General features: G+C 66.7%; 17 protein-coding genes. 10 read left to right on the forward strand and 7 right to left on the reverse strand.

Translation table 11 applies throughout. The features are described 5' to 3' along the window. Positions 1-193 precede the first annotated feature (193 nt). The 3 genes from fahA to OC550_RS13670 are packed head-to-tail and all read right to left on the reverse strand — an operon-like array spanning position 194 to position 3,559. Positions 194-1,432: a fumarylacetoacetase gene (gene fahA, locus OC550_RS13660; RefSeq protein ID WP_262106446.1), complete on the reverse strand. Its 1,239-nt coding sequence runs from the start codon at positions 1,430-1,432 to the stop codon at positions 194-196. Further along, complete coding sequence (locus OC550_RS13665; protein WP_262106447.1) at positions 1,429-2,358, reverse strand: hypothetical protein; 930 nt, start codon at positions 2,356-2,358, stop codon at positions 1,429-1,431. The genes fahA and OC550_RS13665 overlap by 4 nt, the downstream gene beginning before the upstream one ends. Continuing rightward, positions 2,351-3,559, reverse strand: coding sequence for a homogentisate 1,2-dioxygenase (locus OC550_RS13670; RefSeq protein WP_262106448.1), 1,209 nt, complete (start codon positions 3,557-3,559; stop codon positions 2,351-2,353). The genes OC550_RS13665 and OC550_RS13670 overlap by 8 nt, the downstream gene beginning before the upstream one ends. Before the next feature lie 139 nt (positions 3,560-3,698). Between OC550_RS13670 and OC550_RS13675 the strand changes: the two genes are divergently transcribed. From OC550_RS13675 to OC550_RS13705, 7 genes are all read left to right on the forward strand, one after another. Further along, a complete protein-coding gene (locus OC550_RS13675; protein WP_262106449.1) occupies positions 3,699-4,253 on the forward strand; it encodes a MarR family winged helix-turn-helix transcriptional regulator in 555 nt (184 codons plus the stop codon). A gap of 101 nt (positions 4,254-4,354) precedes the next feature. After that, positions 4,355-5,317: an MBL fold metallo-hydrolase gene (locus OC550_RS13680; protein WP_262106450.1), complete on the forward strand. Its 963-nt coding sequence runs from the start codon at positions 4,355-4,357 to the stop codon at positions 5,315-5,317. A 117-nt stretch (positions 5,318-5,434) separates the two neighbouring features. Then, on the forward strand, positions 5,435-7,096 hold the full coding sequence (locus tag OC550_RS13685; protein WP_262106451.1) for an FAD-dependent monooxygenase: 1,662 nt from the start codon (positions 5,435-5,437) through the stop codon (positions 7,094-7,096). Between the two features lie 91 nt (positions 7,097-7,187). After that, positions 7,188-8,546: an MFS transporter gene (locus OC550_RS13690; RefSeq protein WP_262106452.1), complete on the forward strand. Its 1,359-nt coding sequence runs from the start codon at positions 7,188-7,190 to the stop codon at positions 8,544-8,546. A gap of 147 nt (positions 8,547-8,693) precedes the next feature. After that, the gene (locus OC550_RS13695) at positions 8,694-9,413 is read left to right on the forward strand and encodes a CoA transferase subunit A (RefSeq protein ID WP_262106453.1); all 720 of its coding nucleotides are present in this window, start codon (positions 8,694-8,696) and stop codon (positions 9,411-9,413) included. Positions 9,414-9,439: 26 nt separating this feature from the next. Further along, positions 9,440-10,132, forward strand: a complete 693-nt coding sequence (locus OC550_RS13700; RefSeq protein WP_262106397.1) for a CoA transferase subunit B — start codon at positions 9,440-9,442, stop codon at positions 10,130-10,132. After that, positions 10,129-11,319, forward strand: a complete 1,191-nt coding sequence (locus tag OC550_RS13705) for an acetyl-CoA acetyltransferase (protein ID WP_262106454.1) — start codon at positions 10,129-10,131, stop codon at positions 11,317-11,319. The genes OC550_RS13700 and OC550_RS13705 overlap by 4 nt, the downstream gene beginning before the upstream one ends. Positions 11,320-11,420: 101 nt before the next feature. Here the strand turns inward: OC550_RS13705 and OC550_RS13710 are convergent, their stop codons facing one another. Then, positions 11,421-12,701, reverse strand: coding sequence for a Glu/Leu/Phe/Val dehydrogenase (locus OC550_RS13710; protein ID WP_262106455.1), 1,281 nt, complete (start codon positions 12,699-12,701; stop codon positions 11,421-11,423). 277 nt (positions 12,702-12,978) lie between these two features. On the opposite strand from OC550_RS13710, the gene OC550_RS13715 reads away from it, so the two are divergent. Next, a complete protein-coding gene (locus OC550_RS13715) occupies positions 12,979-13,758 on the forward strand; it encodes a VOC family protein (RefSeq protein ID WP_262106456.1) in 780 nt (259 codons plus the stop codon). Between the two features lie 163 nt (positions 13,759-13,921). On the opposite strand, the gene rbsD is transcribed toward OC550_RS13715, so the two are convergent. The 3 genes from rbsD to OC550_RS13730 all read right to left on the reverse strand — a co-directional run bounded on the left by rbsD (position 13,922) and on the right by OC550_RS13730 (position 15,552). Continuing rightward, the gene (rbsD, locus tag OC550_RS13720; RefSeq protein ID WP_262106457.1) at positions 13,922-14,302 is read right to left on the reverse strand and encodes a D-ribose pyranase; all 381 of its coding nucleotides are present in this window, start codon (positions 14,300-14,302) and stop codon (positions 13,922-13,924) included. Between the two features lie 60 nt (positions 14,303-14,362). Continuing rightward, positions 14,363-14,737 carry a cupin domain-containing protein gene (locus OC550_RS13725; RefSeq protein WP_262106458.1) on the reverse strand — a complete coding sequence of 125 codons (375 nt, stop codon included), beginning with the start codon at positions 14,735-14,737 and terminating at the stop codon, positions 14,363-14,365. A gap of 200 nt (positions 14,738-14,937) precedes the next feature. Then, entirely contained in the window at positions 14,938-15,552 is a 615-nt protein-coding gene (locus tag OC550_RS13730) for a flavodoxin family protein (protein ID WP_262106459.1), read from the reverse strand. A 177-nt stretch (positions 15,553-15,729) separates the two neighbouring features. Between OC550_RS13730 and OC550_RS13735 the strand changes: the two genes are divergently transcribed. Together OC550_RS13735 and OC550_RS13740 are read left to right on the forward strand one after the other, a co-directional pair. Next, positions 15,730-17,124 carry an NAD-dependent succinate-semialdehyde dehydrogenase gene (locus OC550_RS13735; RefSeq protein WP_262106460.1) on the forward strand — a complete coding sequence of 465 codons (1,395 nt, stop codon included), beginning with the start codon at positions 15,730-15,732 and terminating at the stop codon, positions 17,122-17,124. Positions 17,125-17,234: 110 nt separating this feature from the next. After that, positions 17,235-18,737, forward strand: coding sequence for an MFS transporter (locus OC550_RS13740; RefSeq protein ID WP_262106461.1), 1,503 nt, complete (start codon positions 17,235-17,237; stop codon positions 18,735-18,737). Positions 18,738-18,749: the final 12 nt, after the last annotated feature.

The following is an 18,749-nucleotide window of genomic DNA, read 5'->3' on the forward strand; positions in this document are numbered from 1 at the left end:
TCCAAACAGGTGCCTAGGGAAGGCAGCGAACTGCAGCGCGCTGTACCCTGCCTTCCCCGGCACCCCGCGGCAGCCGATGAGACGCACGCGGCGCTGGTTTTGGTTACCGCTTGACTAGACCTTGAGGCTCACGCCGACTTTGGGCTGACGCCGAAGAGTGCCAGCGGCGGCTTCCGGGACGCTCAGGAGCCATTCATACGGTAGTTGCCGGGACTATTCGGCCCGTGCAGTCGCCGAGCCGGACAAACGTCCCCTGGCCGGTGTGCGCGGTGGCACGAAGAGTTACCTCGTCTCCATCGCGCAGGAAGATGAACTCCGTGCCGTCGTCGAGGGCAAGCGGTTCCGCTCCGCCCCAGGCCAGTTCGAGGAAGGATCCGCGCTGGTTCTTCTCGGGCCCGGAGATCGTGCCGCCGGCAAAAAAATCACCGGGTCGCAACGAGGCCCCGTTGACGGTCATATGGGCGAGCATCTGCGCGGCCGTCCAGTATGTACTGGCAAACGGAGGGCGCGAGACGGTCTCACCGTTCAGTAGGACTTCGATCTGCAGGTCGAATCCCCAGGGCTTGGTATTGCTGTCATCGAGGTACGTTGCCAGCGGTATATCCCGGGACGGAGGCGTTGTCCGTACCTGCTCGAGCGCGGCAACGGGAGTGACCCACGCAGCGATAGAAGTGGCGAAGGACTTGCCCAGGTTCGGTCCGAGGGGTACGTACTCGAAGGCCTGGATGTCCCGGGCGGACCAGTCATTCGTGAGCACCAGGCCAAAGATGTGCTCTCCTGCCTGGTCCAGCGCGACCTCGCCGGCAGGTGCGCTGCCGCCCAGGACGAAGCCGACTTCGGCTTCGATGTCCAGCCGCCTGGACGGGCCGAACGACGGAACACCGTCGGGCTCCGGCCGCATACCCTTAGGCCGCGGCACCGGGGTGCCGCTGGGAACGATGGAGCCTGACCTGCCGTGGTAGCCGATGGGCAGGTGCTTCCAGTTAGGGGTCAACGGGGCCTGTTCCGGCCTGAAGATCTTCCCGACGTTCGTGGCATGGTATTCGTTGCCGTAGAAGTCCACATAGTCCCCGACGGTGAACGGCAGGTGCAGTTCGACATCATTAACGTGGTGCAGCTGGTCCTTCAGCCTAGCAGCCACAGCGGCGTCGGCCAGTGTTTCCTGGATGAGGGTGCGCAGCTGGTCCCAGACCGGCCTCCCGGCTTCCAGCAGGCGGTCCAGATTCGCGCTGTCACTGACCTGTTTTAATTCGGCGGACGCGTCCGCAAGACCTGTGATGGTGGAAACGGTCAGGACGTGGTTTCCGATCCGGACGCCAAGGCTGGGAGAACCGGCTCCGGCCGGGGTAAAGGAAGCGTAGGGAAGGTGATCGAGGCCGAACCCTTCTGCTGCGAGCATCTCGGCGATGCTGCCGGTTTCAATGGCGGTCACGGGTGTGCCCTCTCATGTTCGGGAGTGTTTAAAGTGATTGCATCGGCGCGAAAGCCGTTGCCAAAGCGGTTGAAGGCGGCCGGGTCGAGTCCTAGCGCTGTCAGTGATTCGAGCGGTTCATCGATGCTGCAGGTGCCGAAAGACCGGAACCATCGCCGCCAGGAATTAGTCGTGAAGACCCTGACTTCAGTGGCCAGCCGGGTCCCGTCCTCTTCTTCCAGGATTTCGTGCAGGCGGTCCGTTCCGGCTCCCTGGTCCGCTGCTCCGGTGGCCACCGCGATGTTAAGGAATCCGTGGTGGATGAATCCGGTGGCGGGGTTGGTGTGCCGCACTGCCTGGTGGAGGCCGGCGGTGAGCTTAAACGGGACCCGCTGGCGGACGGATTGGCCAATGACTTTGGCCAGCTCCCCCGGTGCGGGAAAGAGCCGGGCGTCCAGTCCCCCGGTGCGGAACTTCAGGTCCACGTTTCCGCCCTGCAGTGCGGTCAGGGCTCCCTCGGAAATTTGTGCGGCGGTGAACTCGATGTGCCGGGATGCGGAGGTGTCGGCCTGCTGCAGGGCAGCCACGTCCGCTTGCCAGGAATCGGAGGATGTTTTCAACTCCAGGCCGGTAACCCGTATCCCGTTCATGGTCCGAGCCGCCAACTCGAGCGCGTCATGGAGTCTGCCTGCGGGGATGACCACGCCGATCCGCAGCGGGGCGGCAGCGAGGTCGATTCCCAGCAGGTGCGCGGTCTCTTGTGCGAGGCGGTGGGCTTCGGCTACTTGGTCGAGTGACAAAAGCAACGGCCCGGTCAGGGCGGCGAGCGGCGATGACCGCCTGGCCAGATGATCCCGGACCGCGGCGTCGAGCGGCGCCGATCCCGGGGGGAAGACCGCGGCGTCATCAAAGAAACCGTACAGGCCGGCGGTCATCGGCTCACCCATTGATCCACCGTCCGCCGGTCCAGGAGCCGGCGTAAACTCCGTCGTCGCAAGCAAGCCCGGCTTCGCCCAGGTCCAGAGGCCGGAAGGTGTCGACCATGACGCCAAGTTCGTCGAAGTAGTCCTTGCCGAGGCTGGCTTCGACGGCGCCGGGCTGGGGGCCGTGCGCGTGGCCGCCGGGATGGACGGAGATGGAGCCGATGCCGATGCCGGATCCCCTGCGGGCCTCGTAGTCGCCGCCGACGTAGAACATGATCTCATCGGAATCCACGTTGGAGTGGTAGTACGGGACGGGCACCGAGAGCGGGTGGTAGTCGACCTTGCGGGGGACGAAGTTGCAGATGACGAAGTTGTGGCCTTCGAAGACCTGGTGCACTGGCGGCGGCTGGTGCACCTTGCCGGTGATGGGCATGTAGTCGTCGATGTTGAACACGTAGGGGTAGAGGCAGCCGTCCCAGCCGACCACGTCGAACGGGTGCTCCGGCAGCGTGTGGATGGTGCCGGCCAGGCCGCTCGGGCCCGTGCCGCGGTGCTTGATGTAAACGTCCACATCCTGGCCCTCGGCGAGCAGCGGCTCCGCGGGGCCGCGCAGGTCCCGTTCGCAGTACGGGGCGTGCTCAAGGAACTGCCCCTGTTTGGACAGGTACTGCCGAGCCGGGCCGATATGGCTGTTGGCTTCGATGAAGTAAAGCCTCGCGTTCCCTCCCTCCGGGAGGACCCACCGGTGCGTGGTCGCCCGCGGGATGATGACGTAGTCACCCCGGGAGACCGGCAGGGCGCCGAAGACCGTCTCCACAACGGCCGCTCCGTCCTCGACGTAGACGCATTCGTCCCCGACGGCGTTGCGGTACAGCGGGGAGGTCTTCCCCACCCAGGCGTAGCTGATGCGCACGTCCCCGTTGCCCAGAACCAGCCGCCGGCCCGTGACTGCGTCCGTCCCCTGGGTGTCCTCGGCACTGAACAGATCATGCAGTTTCAGATGCCGGGGAATCAGGGGCGCATTCGGCGTGAGGGACTGCTCCGGCAGCTCCCACACCCGGGCACCCACCAGCGCAGACGGAATATTCCGGTGGTACAGGAGGGATGAGTCCGAGGAGAACCCCTCCTCGCCCATCAGTTCCTCGTACAAAATCTCCCCGGAGTCATCGCGGAACAACGTATGCCGCGTTTTCGGGAGGGAACCCACCTGACGGTAGAACGCCATGCTGCTCTCCTTAAGTCGTGATCCAAGCTGTCCCATTAATAGTAAACGGTTATACAAAAAAATGCGATGGTCGTCACCTAGTTGACCGCGGGCGCGCGGCGGGCGCACCGACCGGATCCCTTCGCGCTAGATTGGCAAAATGACTGAAAACGCGGGCGGCGGGGCCGCCCAGGACCTGAATCGGCTGGATTACTGGTCGTTCGTAGAACTGGCCCGGGAAAGGATCGTCGAGAAACTCGACGATACGGACCCCGTGGCCACCAAGCTCGTCATCACGCTCAACCGCGCCGCCAATCTTGTGGTCTACGACCTGGAATCCTCGGTCCACCGCCCCCGCGGACTGTCCTGGTCCGCCTTCCGGCTGCTGTTCGTAGTCTGGCTCGCAGGGCCGCTGGAGTCGGGCCGGGCTGCGAAACTGGCGGGAATGAGCCGGGCCGCGGTCTCAAATCTGAGCACTACGCTGATCGGCAAGGGCATGCTGCGCAAAAACTCCTCGGGAGCGGACGGGCGGACGATCCTGCTTGAGCTGACGGACGAGGGCAGCGACTACGCCAGGAACGCATACCGTGACCAGAACATGCAGGAGGCACGCTGGGCATCAGCCCTCACGGAAGTGGAGCAGCAGGTGCTGGTCATGCTTCTGGAGAAGCTGATGTCCCACCGCAAGGAGGTCGGCGCCCGGGTTCGGGACTAGCTCCCGCCGCAGCGAAACCGTTCCGATAGCCCCTTCCCTTAGGAAGGTGAGGTGAGTTACAGTGGCTAAAAATTTGTAAATGCATTTACGAAAGAGTGACCATGCCACCCAAAGCTTTTGCGTCCGTTGCGGACCTCGCAGACAAGAAGCAGACCCTCGAAATTCTCGCGGACGGCGTCTACGCGCTCACCGCCGAGGGCGACCCGAACATCGGCGCCATCGAAGGCGAGGACTTCCTCGTCTGTTTCGAAGCCCTCGCCACGCCGGTTGCCACACAGAAGTGGCTGGACATTCTCCGCGCCCACACTGACAAGCCGGTGCGCCACGTAGTGCTCTCGCATTACCACGCCGTCCGGGTCCTCGGGGCGCCTGGATTCGGGGCACAGTCGGTCATCGCCCACGAGAACACGCACCGGCTCATCGAGGAGCGCGGCAAGGAAGACTGGGACAGCGAGTTCGGCCGCTTCCCCCGCCTTGCGAAGAACGCCGAATCCATCCCGGGCCTGACCTTTCCCACTGTGACCTTCGCAGACCGCTTGACCATCAACCTTGGCGGAGACCGGGGGGACCTGGTACTGGAGCATGTCGGCCGCGGGCACACGGACGGGGACATCGTTGCCTGGCTGCCCAAGGAAAAGATCCTCTTTGCCGGCGACCTCGTCGAAGCGCAGGCCGCGCTCTACACCGGAGACGCCTACCACCTCGAGTGGGCCAACAACACCCTGGACCGGATCAAGGCATTCGGCGCCAAACAACTGATCGGCGGCCGCGGGACGGTCAGCCGCGGCCAGGCCGCCGTCGACGCCGCCATCGAACAAAGCCGCACGTTCCTGACCACCATGATCCGGGAGACAACAGCTATCCAGCAGCGGGGAGGCACCGTCAAGGAAGCCTTCGCTGCCTGCCGCGACGCACTTCACGAGGACTACGGCCACTGGCCGATCTTCGAGCACTGCCTGCCGTTCAACGTCTCCCGTCTATGGGATGAACTTTCCGGCATCGAGCGGCCCGTCATCTGGACCATGGAACGCGACCGTGAAGTCTGGTCCCGTCTCCACGACTGATTCCATCTCCGGTCCCACGGACATCCCAGCCCGCCGTCAACGGCACCGGCACCCAGCTACCTTCCCGTGGACCAACGGACTCTTCTTCACGCCACATAACAGAGGAACAACTGTGCCATGAACAACAAACACGTACTCGTTCTCGGGAACGGACCCGTAGGACAGACCACCGCCCTGCTACTCGCAAAGTGGGGAATCAACGTCACCCTGCTCGACGGCCGCCCCAAGCGCGATTCCATCGGCTCCAAGGCCATCGCCCAGCACCGCGACGTCCTGGACATTTGGGAGCACGTCGGTGCCGGTGCCAACATCGCCCGTGAAGGCCTGATCTGGAGCCGTTCCCGCACCTTCTACGGCTCTCAGGAGCTGTTCTGCGACACGTATTTCGAAACGGCCGACTCCCCGTTCCCGGCATTCGTCAACATCTCCCAGACCCGCTCCGAACAGCTGCTGGATGAACAAATCGCCAAACAGCCCAGCATCCGCGTGGTCTGGGACCGCACCGCCGAAGGCGTTTCCCAGAACGATTCAGGTGTCACGATCACCGCCGTCGCCCACGACGGGTCCCGCACCCGGTTCTCCGGCGACTACGCAGTCGCCGCCTGCGGGGCACGCGCGGACGAACTGCGCAAGGAGATCGGGGTGACGCTGGACGGCCGGACCTTCGAGGACCGCTTCCTGATCTGCGACATCAAGGCCTCGCTCGAGGGATGGGAAGGCGAACGCCGCTTCTACTTCGACCCCGAATGGAACCCGGGCCGGCAGGTCCTCATCCACCCTTGCCCGGATTCCCAGTACCGCATCGACTGGCAGGTCCCCGCCGGGTACGACATCGAGCAGGACGAGGCCAGCGGCGGCCTCGACCGCCGGATCCGGCAGATCATCGGGGAGACCCCTTACGAGATCGTCTGGAAGTCGGTCTACCGGTTCCATTCCCGGGTAGTCAACAAAATGCGGGTCGGCAAGGTCCTGCTGGCCGGCGACCTCGCCCACCTTGTCTCCCCCTTCGGCGGCCGGGGACTGAACTCCGGCATCGGAGACGCCGAAAACGCCGCATGGAAACTGGCCTTCGTGCTGCACGGCTGGGCAGATGAAAGCCTGCTGGACTCCTACGACAACGAGCGCCGGGCCGCGGCACTGGAAAACATCGCGGTCACCTCCGACACCATGGACTTCCTGGTCCCCCAGACCCCCGAGCAGAAAGAGATCCGCACCCGGTACCTGGAGCAGGCACTGACGGATCCGGCTGCCCGGAAGAACATCAATTCCGGACGGCTGTTCGAGCCGTTCTGGTACACCGAGTCCCCCCTGACCAGCCCGAACCCCGGGCGGCCCTTCGCCGGACGGCCGCCCAAAGGCACCCTGGTCGATCCCGGACCCGGGGTGATCCTGCCCGACGCCGCGGTCACGGTCGCCGGAACCGAACACCGGATCCGCCGTCTGGCTAGGGAAGGCATGATCCTGCTGACCGGGGACGCCGCCGACGCCGCAACCTTCGAACCCCTGGTACGGCGTGTCGGCAATACCCCTGTATCGGTCCTGAAAATTTCGGACATCGATCCGACCGGTTCCCTGCAGCTCCAGCTGAAGCCGTCGGCACACGACGTTTGGATCATCCGGCCCGATGCCTACGTGGCAGCGGTCTGCGATGCCCGCGACCCTGAAAGCATCGTTGCTTCGCTCCGCCGGGCGGTGGGTTCCGCATTCTGCGGTGAACCGCAGCCGGAGCCGACACCGCCGCTGATGACGCGCGGCTCAGCACGCACATACGCGGCGTAACCGGGAGTTCGTTCCTCCCGCTTCCTCTTCCCAGTGCCTCATTCCGAGGGATTCCCCCGGATGAGAGGCCCTAACTGTCTGGATCAAATAGATGACAACCATCAATAAGGCCTGCGCCGCCCGGGCCCACCGCCGGGTCGCCCTGGCGACAGCAGTTGGCACGACGATCGAATGGTACGACTTCTTCATTTACGCCAACGCCGCAGCGCTGGTTTTCGCCCAGCTCTACTTCTCCCCGCTCGAGGGAACAGCGGCCACCCTCGTCGCCTTCGCTACAGCCGGAGTCAGCTTCGTCTTCCGTCCGCTCGGGGCCATCTGGGGCGGCTACCTGGGAGACAAGCTCGGCCGCCGCGCAGTACTGGTCCTGACCCTTGGTCTGATGGGCGGGGCGACCTTTGCCATCGGGCTGCTGCCCACCTACGCCACCATCGGGATCGCTGCACCCATCCTGCTCGTGTTCCTGCGCATCCTCCAAGGCCTGTCCGCCGGAGGTGAATGGGGCGGGGCCGCATTGCTGGCCGTTGAGCACGCCCCCGACGGTCAGCGCGGAAAGTTCGGTGTCTACCCGCAGCTGGGCGCACCGGCCGGCATGGTCCTGGCCATCGGCATGATCACGCTGCTCTCAACGATGCTGTCCGATGCGGACTTCTTCGCCTGGGGCTGGCGCATTCCGTTCCTGCTGAGCTTCGCCCTGATCATCGCCGGCATCATGATCCGCCGCAACGTCGAGGAAAGCCCCGTCTTCATGGAGCTGAAGGAAAAGAAGGCAGAGTCCGCCACACCGCTTGTCCAGCTCTTCCGCTTCAATTGGCGCCACGTCGTCCTGGGCGCGCTGATTTTCATGGGCAACGGTGTCGGAGGCTACCTGCTTGTCGGCGGCTACATCACCTCCTACGCCACCGGCGCCGTAGGCATGGACCGCAACACCGTCCTCCTGGCCGTCGTCTTTGCCTCAATGACATGGCTCCTCTTTACCTGGATCGGCGGTCCGCTCTCGGACCGCATCGGGCGCAAACGCACCTACCAGATCGGCTTCACCGCCCAGATGGCGATCGCGTTCCCCATCTTCGCTTTCATCAATACCGGCAGCTTCCCGATGCTGCTGCTGGCCGTCATACTGCTCTCCTTCGGCCAGGGCCTGACCTACGGCCCCCAGTCCGCGCTCTTCTGCGAAATGTTCCCGGCCAGAGTCAGGTACAGCGGAGCGTCCATCGCCTACGGCCTGGGCTCCCTCATCGGCGGAGCATTCGTCCCGACCATTGCCACGTACCTGTTCAGCACAACCGGGACCACGGCATCGATTTCCATCTACCTTATCGGCGCATCGATCGTTTCCATCAGCGCGGTTTCCATCATCAAAGACCGCAGCAAGGAACCCCTGGAGATCCCCCACCCGGACGCCGCGGCCAACAGCCACACGCAGCCCGCAGAAATCCACGGACCCCGCTAACCCGGCCCCTGAGCCGCGGACGCCCCCGAGCCGTCCGCGGCTCAGGAAAACCGGAAACAAACAATCCCCGCTTCACAGCACTGGCCCAACCAGACATACCGGTGAACAGCGACTAAGGCGCCACTGGCGCATAACGAGGAGCAGAAAATGTCCAAGCTTTCCGAGGCCCCGGTGGCCGCACTTCACGATGTGCTCGCCGACGGGATCACCATCGCCGTCGGGGGTTTCGGCCTGTCCGGGATTCCCATGGACCTGATCGACGCGGTCCGCGATTCGGGCGTGAAGGACCTGACCATCATCTCCAACAACATGGGCGTGGACGGCAAGGGCCTGGGCGTCCTGCTCGAGGGCGGCCAGGTGCGCAAGGTGCTGGGCTCCTACATCGGCGAGAACAAGCTCTGCGCCGAGCAGTTCCTGGCCGGCAAGCTGGAGGTGGAATTCAACCCGCAGGGCACCCTCGCCGAGCGGCTGCGCGCGGGTGGCGCCGGCATCCCCGCCTTCTACACCAAGACCGGCGTCGGCACCCAGATCGCCGAGGGCAAGCCGCACGCCGAGTTCGACGGCCAGCTCTACGTCCAGGAGCGCGGGATCGTCGCCGACCTCGCGCTGGTGCACGCCCACACCGCGGACACGGACGGCAACCTCATCTACCGGTACACCGCGCGCAACTTCAACCCGGTCGTCGCCACCGCCGGCAAGGTCACGGTCGCCGAGGCCGAGGTCATCGTCGAGCCAGGCCAGCTGGATCCGAACAACATCGTCACCCCCGGCGTCTTCGTCCAGCGGCTCATCAAGGCCACGGACCGCACCAAGCACATCGAAAAGCTGACCACCCGCCCCCGGCCCGCCGCCGTCGTCGGCGCCTGAAGCTGCAAACGCAAGGAGAAAAAGCCATGGCCTGGACACGAGACCAAATGGCGGCCATCGCCGCGACCGAACTGAACGACGGCGACTACGTCAACCTCGGCATCGGTATCCCCACCCTGGTGGCCAACAACCTGCCCGAGGGCACGCGCGTGGTGCTGCAGAGCGAGAACGGCCTGCTCGGCATGGGCCCGTTCCCCTACGAGGGCGACGAGGACCCGGACCTGATCAACGCCGGCAAGCAGACCGTCACCGTGCTGCCCGGCGGCTCCATCTTCGACTCGGCCGCCAGCTTCGGCATGATCCGCGGCGGGCACGTCAAGGTCGCCATCCTCGGCGCCATGCAGGTTTCCGGCGCAGGCGACCTGGCCAACTGGACCATCCCCGGCAAGATGGTCAAGGGCATGGGCGGCGCGATGGACCTGGTCGCCGGCACGCCGCGCGTGGTGGTGCTGACCGAGCATGTCGCCAAGGACGGCAGCCCGAAGATCGTCACCGAATGCACCCTGCCGCTGACCGGGGTGCGGGTGGTGGACCGGATCATCACGGACCTTGCGGACTTTGACATTAACGACGACGGCGCCACTCCCCGGCTGGTGCTCAACCAGCTCGCCGACGGCGTCACGCTTCAGGAGGTCCGGGAGAAGACCGAGGCGGAGTTCGAGCTCTCGCCCGAGCTGGCGGCGCAGCTCGAAGACGTCCTGGAAGGAACCACCAAGTGAGCCTGAAGGAACAGTTCGGCAAGGACATCCTGCTGGCCGGCTGGGGCCATTCCCCGTTCGGCAAGCTGGCCGACGAGACGCTCGAATCCCTGATCGTCGGCGTGGCCACCGAGGCGATCGCCAACGCCGGGCTGGAGCCGGGGCAGATCGACGAGATCTACCTGGGCCAGTTCAACTCCGGCATGGTGCCGCTGGGCTTCGCGTCCTCGCTGGCGCTGCAGGTGTCCGACCAGCTGGCGAACGTCCCGGCCACGCGCGTCGAGAACGCCTGCGCCTCCGGGTCCGCCGCACTCCAGCAGGGGGCGAAGGCCCTGCTGGCCGGCACCGCGCGGAACGTGCTGGTGATCGGTGCCGAAAAGATGACGCACGCCGGCGCGGACGTCGTCGGTGCGGCGCTGCTCGGCGCGGATTACGAGGCCGCGGGCAAGCCCTCCTCCACCGGTTTCGCCGGGCTGTTCGCCGAGACCGCCAAGCACTACGAGAAGCGGCACGGGGCCGTCGGCGACGTGCTCGGCTCCATCGCCGCGAAGAACCACCGCAACGGCGTAGCCAATCCCTACGCCCAGCTGCGCAAGGACCTCGGCGAGGAGTTCTGCCGCACGGTCTCGGACAAGAACCCGATGGTGGCCGAGCCGCTGCGCCGCACTGACTGCTCCCCCGTCTCGGACGGAGCGGCCGCCGTCGTGCTCACGTCCGGCCCTGCGCCCTCGAATGCCGCCGCCGCACCGGTCCGGCTCGCCGGCTTCGGCCACGCGAACGACTTCATGCCCGCGGCCAAGCGCGACCCGATCGCCTTCGCCGGCAGCGTGGCCGCCTGGCAGCGGGCGCTCGGCATGGCCGGCGTCTCCTTGGAGGACCTGGACCTGGCCGAAGTGCACGACTGCTTCACCATCGCCGAGCTGATCATGTACGAAGTCATCGGGCTCACCCCCGCCGGCGAAGGCCGCCGCGCCATCGAGGAAGGCTGGGTCTACCGGGACGGGAAACTCCCGGTCAACCTCTCCGGCGGGCTCAAGGCCAAGGGCCACCCGGTCGGCGCCACCGGCGTCTCCCAGCACGTGGTCACCGCCATGCAGCTCTCCGGCACCGCCGGCGATATGCAGCTGGCCGGCGCCCGCCGCGCCGCCGTGCACAACATGGGCGGCCTCGCCATCGCCAACTACGTCAGCGTCCTCGAGGCCGTCTAGGCACCGCCCGGCGGCGGCAAGCCCCCAGGCCCGGACAAGCAGGCGCCGGCCCCTCCGCGAGGAAGGACCGGCGCCTCTGTCATGCCGGATGATCCGCCGGTTTACGGGTAGAGCCCGCGCGTCAGGTGGGCTTCCGCCACGCGCTCCACGGCCGTCACGGTTGCCGCCTCGCGCAAGGTGATGCCGCGCGCGGTGGAGACCGCCAGCACGTTCTCCCAGGCGGCCAGCATCCGTCGGGCCAGCCGGTCCTCCACCTCATCGGCGGTCCACCAGTAGGCCTGGTTGCCCTGCACCCACTCGAAGTAGGAGACGATCACGCCGCCGGCGTTGGCCAGGATGTCGGGTACCACCAGGACGCCGTTGGCCAGCAGGATGGGATCGGCCTCAGCCGTGGTCGGCCCGTTGGCCCCTTCCACCACGACCTTGGCCCGCACCCGCCCGGCGTTGCCTGCGTGCAGGACGCCTTCGACGGCGGCCGGCACCAGCAGGTCCACGTCCAGTTCCAGCAGGGCGCCGGCGTCCATCGGTTCGGCCCCGGCGAAGCCGACCACGCTCCCCGTCGCCTCGACGTGCGCCGCGAGCGCCGGAACGTCGATGCCGCCGGCGGCGTGGATGGCCCCGTACTGGTCGCTGATGGCCCGCACCTCGACGCCCGCTTCGGCCAGGAACGCGGCCGCGCCGGCACCGACCTTGCCGAAGCCCTGCACCGCGGCGGTGCTGCGGCCCGGTTCCAGCCCGGCATGGGACAGGGCGGCGAGCGCTATCTGGACCACGCCGCGCGAAGTGGCGCTCGGCCGGCCCAGCGAGCCGCCCACGCTCACGGGCTTGCCGGTCACGACGCCGGGCACGGTGTAGCCAACATTGACGGAGTAGGTGTCCATCATCCAGGCCATGGTCCGCTCATCGGTTCCAATGTCCGGAGCCGGTATGTCCTTTTCGGGACCGATGATCGGCAGGATTTCGGACGTGTAGCGCCGCGTGACGCGCTCGAGCTCTCGGACCGAGTAGTTGCGCGGGTCGATCGTGATGCCGCCCTTGGCCCCGCCGTAGGGCACGTCCAGCAGGGCGCACTTCCAGGTCATCCACATCGCGAGCGCCCGCACTTCGTCCAAATCCACTGCCGGGCTGTAGCGAAGTCCGCCCTTGGCAGGACCGCGGGAGAAATTGTGCTGTACCCGGTAGCCGGTCAGCAGCTCGACCGCTCCGTCATCCCGGTGCAGCGGGATGGAGACGGTCATTTCCCGCCGCGGGCTGGCGAGCAGCTGATGCAGCCCGGTGCCGTAACCGAGCGCCTCCACGGCGGCGGCAAGCTGGGCCTGCGCGTTCGCCAACGGGCCGCTCGCCGCGGTCGGGAGGGGCGTGGCTAAGAGTTCTGTCGTCATTGACATGCGTCCTTGAGGTCAAACAGGATAGGTACCCCTCGACGCTATGGGCAGCGCTTCGGCCTGTCAGTGTGGCAACGCACACATATGCGGCGCCGGCACTGTGCACAAGTACGACGGCGGCGCCAGGCTTCGCGGCGCCCCTCCCCCGTGCGCGGCGCCCGTCCCCTATGCTCGGCGGCCGCTGCTGGGCCAGGACCCCGGACCATTGCCGGTGCCAGGGGCGGCCGCTAGAGTCGCAGCTGTCAGTACCTCCCAATATCGACAGGAGTACCGCATGCCCACGCCCAAGATCGAGAACGGCTCCCCCTGCTGGATCGACCTCATGACGGCCAACCCGGAACAGTCCAAGGACTTCTACCAGCAGCTGATGGGCTGGACCTACGAAACCGGTGATGAAGAAAAGTACGGCGGCTACATCATGGCCTTCAAGGACGGCAGGCCCGTGGCCGGGATGATGAAAAACGACGGGCAGTCCGGCTACCCGGACGTCTGGAGCACCTACCTGCGGGTGGAGGACATCAATGCCGCAGCCGAGGCCGCCGCGGCTTCCGGCGGGCAGGTCTACATGCCGCCGATGGAGGTGCCGGAGCAGGGGCACATGGCCTTGTTCGGTGATGCCGGCGGCGCGGCAGTCGGAGCGTGGCAGTTCGGCGAAATGACGGGCTTCGAGGCCCATGACGAGTCCGGCGCCCCGGTGTGGCACGAGCTGCAGACCCGCGACTACGCGGCGGCGGTGAAGTTCTACCAGGATGTCTTCGGCTGGCAGACGGACGTCATGAGCGACACTCCCGAATTCCGCTACACCACCCTGGGCGCGGGCGACGATGCCCGGGCCGGCATCATGGACGCGGCAGCCTTCCTGCCCGAGGGAGTGCCCTCCAACTGGCAGGTCTACTTCGGCGTCGAGAACGTCGATGCGGCCATCGAGACGGCGCTGGGCCTCGGCGGACGGCTGCTGCAGCCGGCGGAAGACACGCCGTTCGGCAGGATGGCGACGCTCGCCGATCCGACGGGGGCGGTGTTCCGCATTAACGAGGTCCAGCCCGGCGCCTGACCGCGGCGGGCCTTCGCGCTGCCTACCTGGCCGCCCACTGCCTTCCATCCGGTGTGCCCGCCGGTGCCCTTTCCACGTCGGTAAGGGCGCCGGCGGCGCCCTTACCGGCCGGCGCCCTCATCGTCGGGATCCGCAGACCCGCCGCTGGCCGGCACCGCGCGGCTCAGGACGGCAGCCCGCAGCGCAGCACTATGTTGGCGAACGGCGTGGCTTCCCCGGTCCGGATGATCAGCGCAGCCTGCGGCAGCATCGCCTTGAGCTCTTCGTGCTCGATGCGAACCGGTCCAACCCCGGCGCCGTCGAACCACGATTGCACTTCCGGACCGGCTTCAGCCGCCGCGAAGCTCGCCTCGATCTCCAGCTCGGCCAGGACCGCATCCAGTACCTCACGGAACCGCGGCACACCCCGGACCAGGCTCAGGTCCACCACCGGCCCGCCGGCGGGCAGCGGCAGGCCACAGTCGGCGATGACCACCAGATGCCCTTCGCCCAAACGGGACAGCCCGGCGTTCAATGCCGGGTTCAGGATGCCGTTCTTCTTCACTCACGGACCTTTCCCCGCCGCCGGCTCCGCGCAGCCTAATGCGGAATCCCGCAGGCCGGCTCAGGCCTCCTTGGCGTACTCGGCGGCGCTCAGGAACTCATACCCCTCGAAGGGCTCATCGCCCTCCACCCAGGCATTGTGGCCCGGCGGGATGGAGTAGGAGTCACCGGCCTTGATGGTGATGCGGCCGCCGTCGTTGTGCTCCACGGTGATCGATCCGCCCGTGCAAATGCCAACGTGGTTGGACTGGCACGAGTCGGTCTTCGCCACCGGCTTGATGCACTCGGCCCAACTCCAGCCGGGCTGGAAGCGGAAGCGGCCCAGCGTGTAGCCGCTGACGCTCACCACGTCCACTTCGGTCTTGTCCGGACGGCGCTTCTCATCCGGCTCGTCGAAGGATCGGGATTCAAGGCTGGAAGCTGTATTGGCAGGCATGTCGATGGCCCCTTGGAATGGCATCAGCCGCAATGGTTACTGTTCCCGAGGGCGCGGCCGGGACCGTATCGGGAGCGAGGATCCGCGGCTTCCCCGGGCGCGGAACGGACAATCACCGGCTCGACAGAGCACAGCATAAAGGTTCCTCCGCTTCCGAGGCTTTGTCGAGCACCAGCTTTGGGGGCTCCGCCGCCGAGCCGTCAGCGGGCCGGATACGGCATGGATTTCAGCGCCCGGGCCAGATGGGCCGCATTGCGAGCCGCCGTGGCCGTTGTTCCCGCGGTTGCCTCCGGAGTCTCCGGCAGGTCCTGGAAATCCGTCCCCTGCATGGCCTCGCCTACCCAGTAGGTCACTCCCTGCGCCGGGATGGTGAAACCGACGTCTCCGAGACCCTGGTAGAGCTCGGCCGTCACATGGTGCGCCCCGTCTTCGTTTCCAACGACGGCGACCAGCGCCACCTTGTCGAACATGCTCGGCCGGCCCTTCCCGTCCGTCTCGGACAATTCGGCGTCCAGCCGCTCCAGCACCCTCTGGGCCAAGCTCGCCGGGTGCCCGAGCCAGATGGGTGTGGAGAGTACCAGGATGTCCGCGGCCAGCAGGCGCGCCCGGATGCCCGGCCATTCATCCCCCTCGCCCATGTCCGTCTGCACCCCTGGCTTGACGTCGTGGTCCACGACGCGGAGAAGGTCGCATTCCACGCCGTGAGTGGACAGCTGCTGGACCACCTGCCGGGCCAGCAGTTCGCTGCTCGACGGCTTGGGTGACGGGGTCAGCGTACAGACGAGGGCGAGGGCTTTGAGCGGTGTGGCATCCATGCGCCTATTGTGGCCACGTTAGACGGGCCGGAGCACCCAGAGTCCGGAAGTCGCCGTCGTCCGTTCCCTCACAGCGAAACGTAGCGGCCTTCACAGGACCGGCCAGACGGTACACAATTAGGGATAGACGCCGGGATAGCCTCTGCTCGGCTGACATCAACAAAGGAGACACTGCCAGTGACTGCCACGTCGACCACCCAGCCCGGCTACCGCGTGCTCAATCCGGCCACCGGCGAGGTGGTGGAGGAGTTCCCGACCGCCACCGATGCCGAGATCCAGGACGCCCTGGCCAGATCCCAGGAGGCCTTCCAGTCCTGGAAGGACGTGCCGATCGCCGACCGCGCCAAGATCGTGGCCAAGGTCGCCGGTCTGTTCACCGAACGGGCCGATGAGCTCGCCGCGATCATCACCGAGGAAATGGGCAAGCCGCTCTCCCAGTCCAAGGGCGAGGCCGAATTCTGCACCGACATCTTCAACTACTTCGCGACCGAGGGCCCCGGCCTGGCCGCGGACCAGGAAATCAAGGCCATCGGCGGCGGCCGTGCCCTCATCCAGCGGCTGCCGGTCGGCCCGCTGCTGGGCATCATGCCCTGGAACTACCCCTACTACCAGGTCGCCCGGTTCGCCGCGCCCAACCTGGTGCTGGGCAACACCATCATCCTCAAGCACGCCGAGACCTGCCCGCGCTCGGCGCTGGCCATCCAGCAGATCATGGACGACGCCGGCGTCCCGGCCGGCGCATACATCAACGTCTTCGCCAGCCACGAGCAGATCGCGGACATCATCGCCGACCCGCGCGTCCAGGGCATCTCGCTGACCGGCTCCGAGCGGGCCGGCGCCATCATCGGCGAACTGGCCGGCAAGAACCTCAAGAAGGCCGTGCTGGAACTCGGCGGCTCCGACCCCTACGTAGTGCTCGATACCGATGACGTCGCGGCCGCGGCGGCCGATGCCTGGGAGTTCCGGATGGAGAACACCGGCCAGGCCTGCAACTCCAACAAGCGCATGATAGTCATGGAAGACATCTACGAGGACTTCGTCGCCGAACTGACCAAGCAGGCCAAGGACCTCAAGCCCGGCAACCCGGCGGAGGAAGCCCAGGGCACCTTCGCCCCGCTGTCCTCCCGCGCCGCGGCGGAGGCCCTCGCCGAACAGCTCAAGGACGCGGTCAATAAGGGCGCCACCCTGCATGCCGGCGGCCAGCTGCAGGACGGGCCGGCAGCCTACATCGCCCCCGCCGTCCTCACCGGCGTCACCCCCGAGATGCGCGCCTACACCGAGGAGCTCTTCGGCCCGGTCGCCGTGGTCTACAAGGTCTCCTCCGACGAGGAAGCGCTCAAACTGGCCAACGACACCCAGTACGGCCTCGGCGGCGCGGTCTTCAGCACCGACGAGGAACGCGCCCGCAGGATCGCCCAGCAGCTCGAGGTCGGCATGGCCAACGTCAACGGCGTCGGCGAAGGCGCGGACATCCCCTTCGGCGGCGTCAAGCGCTCCGGCTTCGGCCGCGAACTCGGCCCGCTCGGCATGGACGAATTCGTCAACAAGCGCCTCTTCTACATCGGCGACTGACGCAAGGAACCTCGGGAGGGGCGGCGGACCCACAGACGGGTCCGCCGCCCCTCGCATCCACGGGCCCGGGACCGTGTCCGCGCCCGTGGATTGTCAGTACACTGGGACGCATGACCGAGCAGGAACCGGGCCCGTCCGGGGCTGCTGCTCCCGAGGGTAGCGCTGGTCTCCCCGCGGATTCGGCCGTCACCTCCGCGCCGGTTGATGACGGCGGGACTTCGAGCCCGGCCGACCCCGCCGTCGACACATCCGTCCGCAGCCCGGACCAGCGGTCACGCACCTTCGCGGGGATCCTTGTGAACACCGCGCTGGCCAACGTCACGACCAGCTACCTGTGGTTCGCCCTGACTTTCTGGGTATACCTGCAGACCCGCAACGTGATCGCCACCGGCGTGATCGGCGGTGCGTACATGCTGCTGATCGCCCTTTCCAGCATCAGTTTCGGCACCTTCGTGGACCGCTATCGCAAGCTGGCCGTGATGCGCTTCGCCGCCGGCTTCACCCTGGCGATGTTCGTGCTATCAGGGGTCATGTTCCTGCTGACACCCGCCGCCCGGTTGCTGGACCTGGCACAGCCGTGGTTCTGGGTCTTCTCCGTGGTCATCCTGGCCGGCGCGGTGGTGGAAAACATGCGCAACATCGCCCTGTCCACCACGGTCACGATCCTCATCGACCCGGACCGGCGGGCCAATGCCAACGGGCTGGTGGGCATGGTGCGGGGCCTGATGTTCATCGTCACCTCCGTGCTCTCCGGGCTCTCCGTCGGGCTGCTGGGCATGGGCTGGACAATTGTCGTCGCCGTTGGGCTCACCGCCCTGGCCTTCGCGCACCTGCTCACGCTGCGCATGCCCGAGGAGGTGCGCGCGGCCGCTACCGACGCGCACGGCGGATTCGACCTGCGCGGCTCCCTTGCCGCCGTGCTGGCCATTTCCGGGCTGTTCGCGCTGATCCTGTTCTCCACGTTCAACAACTTCATAGGCGGCGTCTACCTGGCGTTGATGGATCCTTACGGACTGGAGATGTTCCCCGTGGAGCTGTGGGGGACCGTCTTCGCGCTCGGTGCTACCGGGTTCATCCTGGGCGGCGCGCTGATCGGCAAGTTGGGGCTGGGCCGCAATCCGCTACGCACCATGCTCACCGCGGTCATCCTGATGGGGATCCTCGGTGCCGTGTTTACGCTGCGGGAGTGGGCGTGGCTCTACGTCGCCGGCATCTGGCTGTATATGGTCCTGGTGCCGTTCGTGGAGGCCGCCGAGCAAACAATCATCCAGCAGGTGGTGCCCCTGCCCCGGCAAGGCCGGGTCTTCGGATTCGCCATGGCGTTCGAGTCCGCGGCAGCGCCGATCACCGCGTTCCTCATCGCCCCGATCGCCCAGGTCTGGATCATCCCCTACGCCCGGTCCACAGAGGGCACGGCGCAACTGGCCCCGCTGCTGGGCGAAGGCACCTCCCGCGGCATCGCCCTGGTGTTCCTGGCGGCCGGAATCGTCATGATCGCCGCCGCGTCGCTGGCCTTCTTCACCCCGGTCTACCGTCGGGTCTCCGCCTCGTATGCGAAGGCGGCCACAGAGGCGCCGCAGGCGGCGACGCCGCCTCCTCCGGCCGGGCAGTGACGCCCGGGTAAG

Source organism: Arthrobacter sp. Marseille-P9274 (assembly GCF_946892675.1).
Classification (GTDB): Bacteria; Actinomycetota; Actinomycetes; order Actinomycetales; family Micrococcaceae; genus Crystallibacter.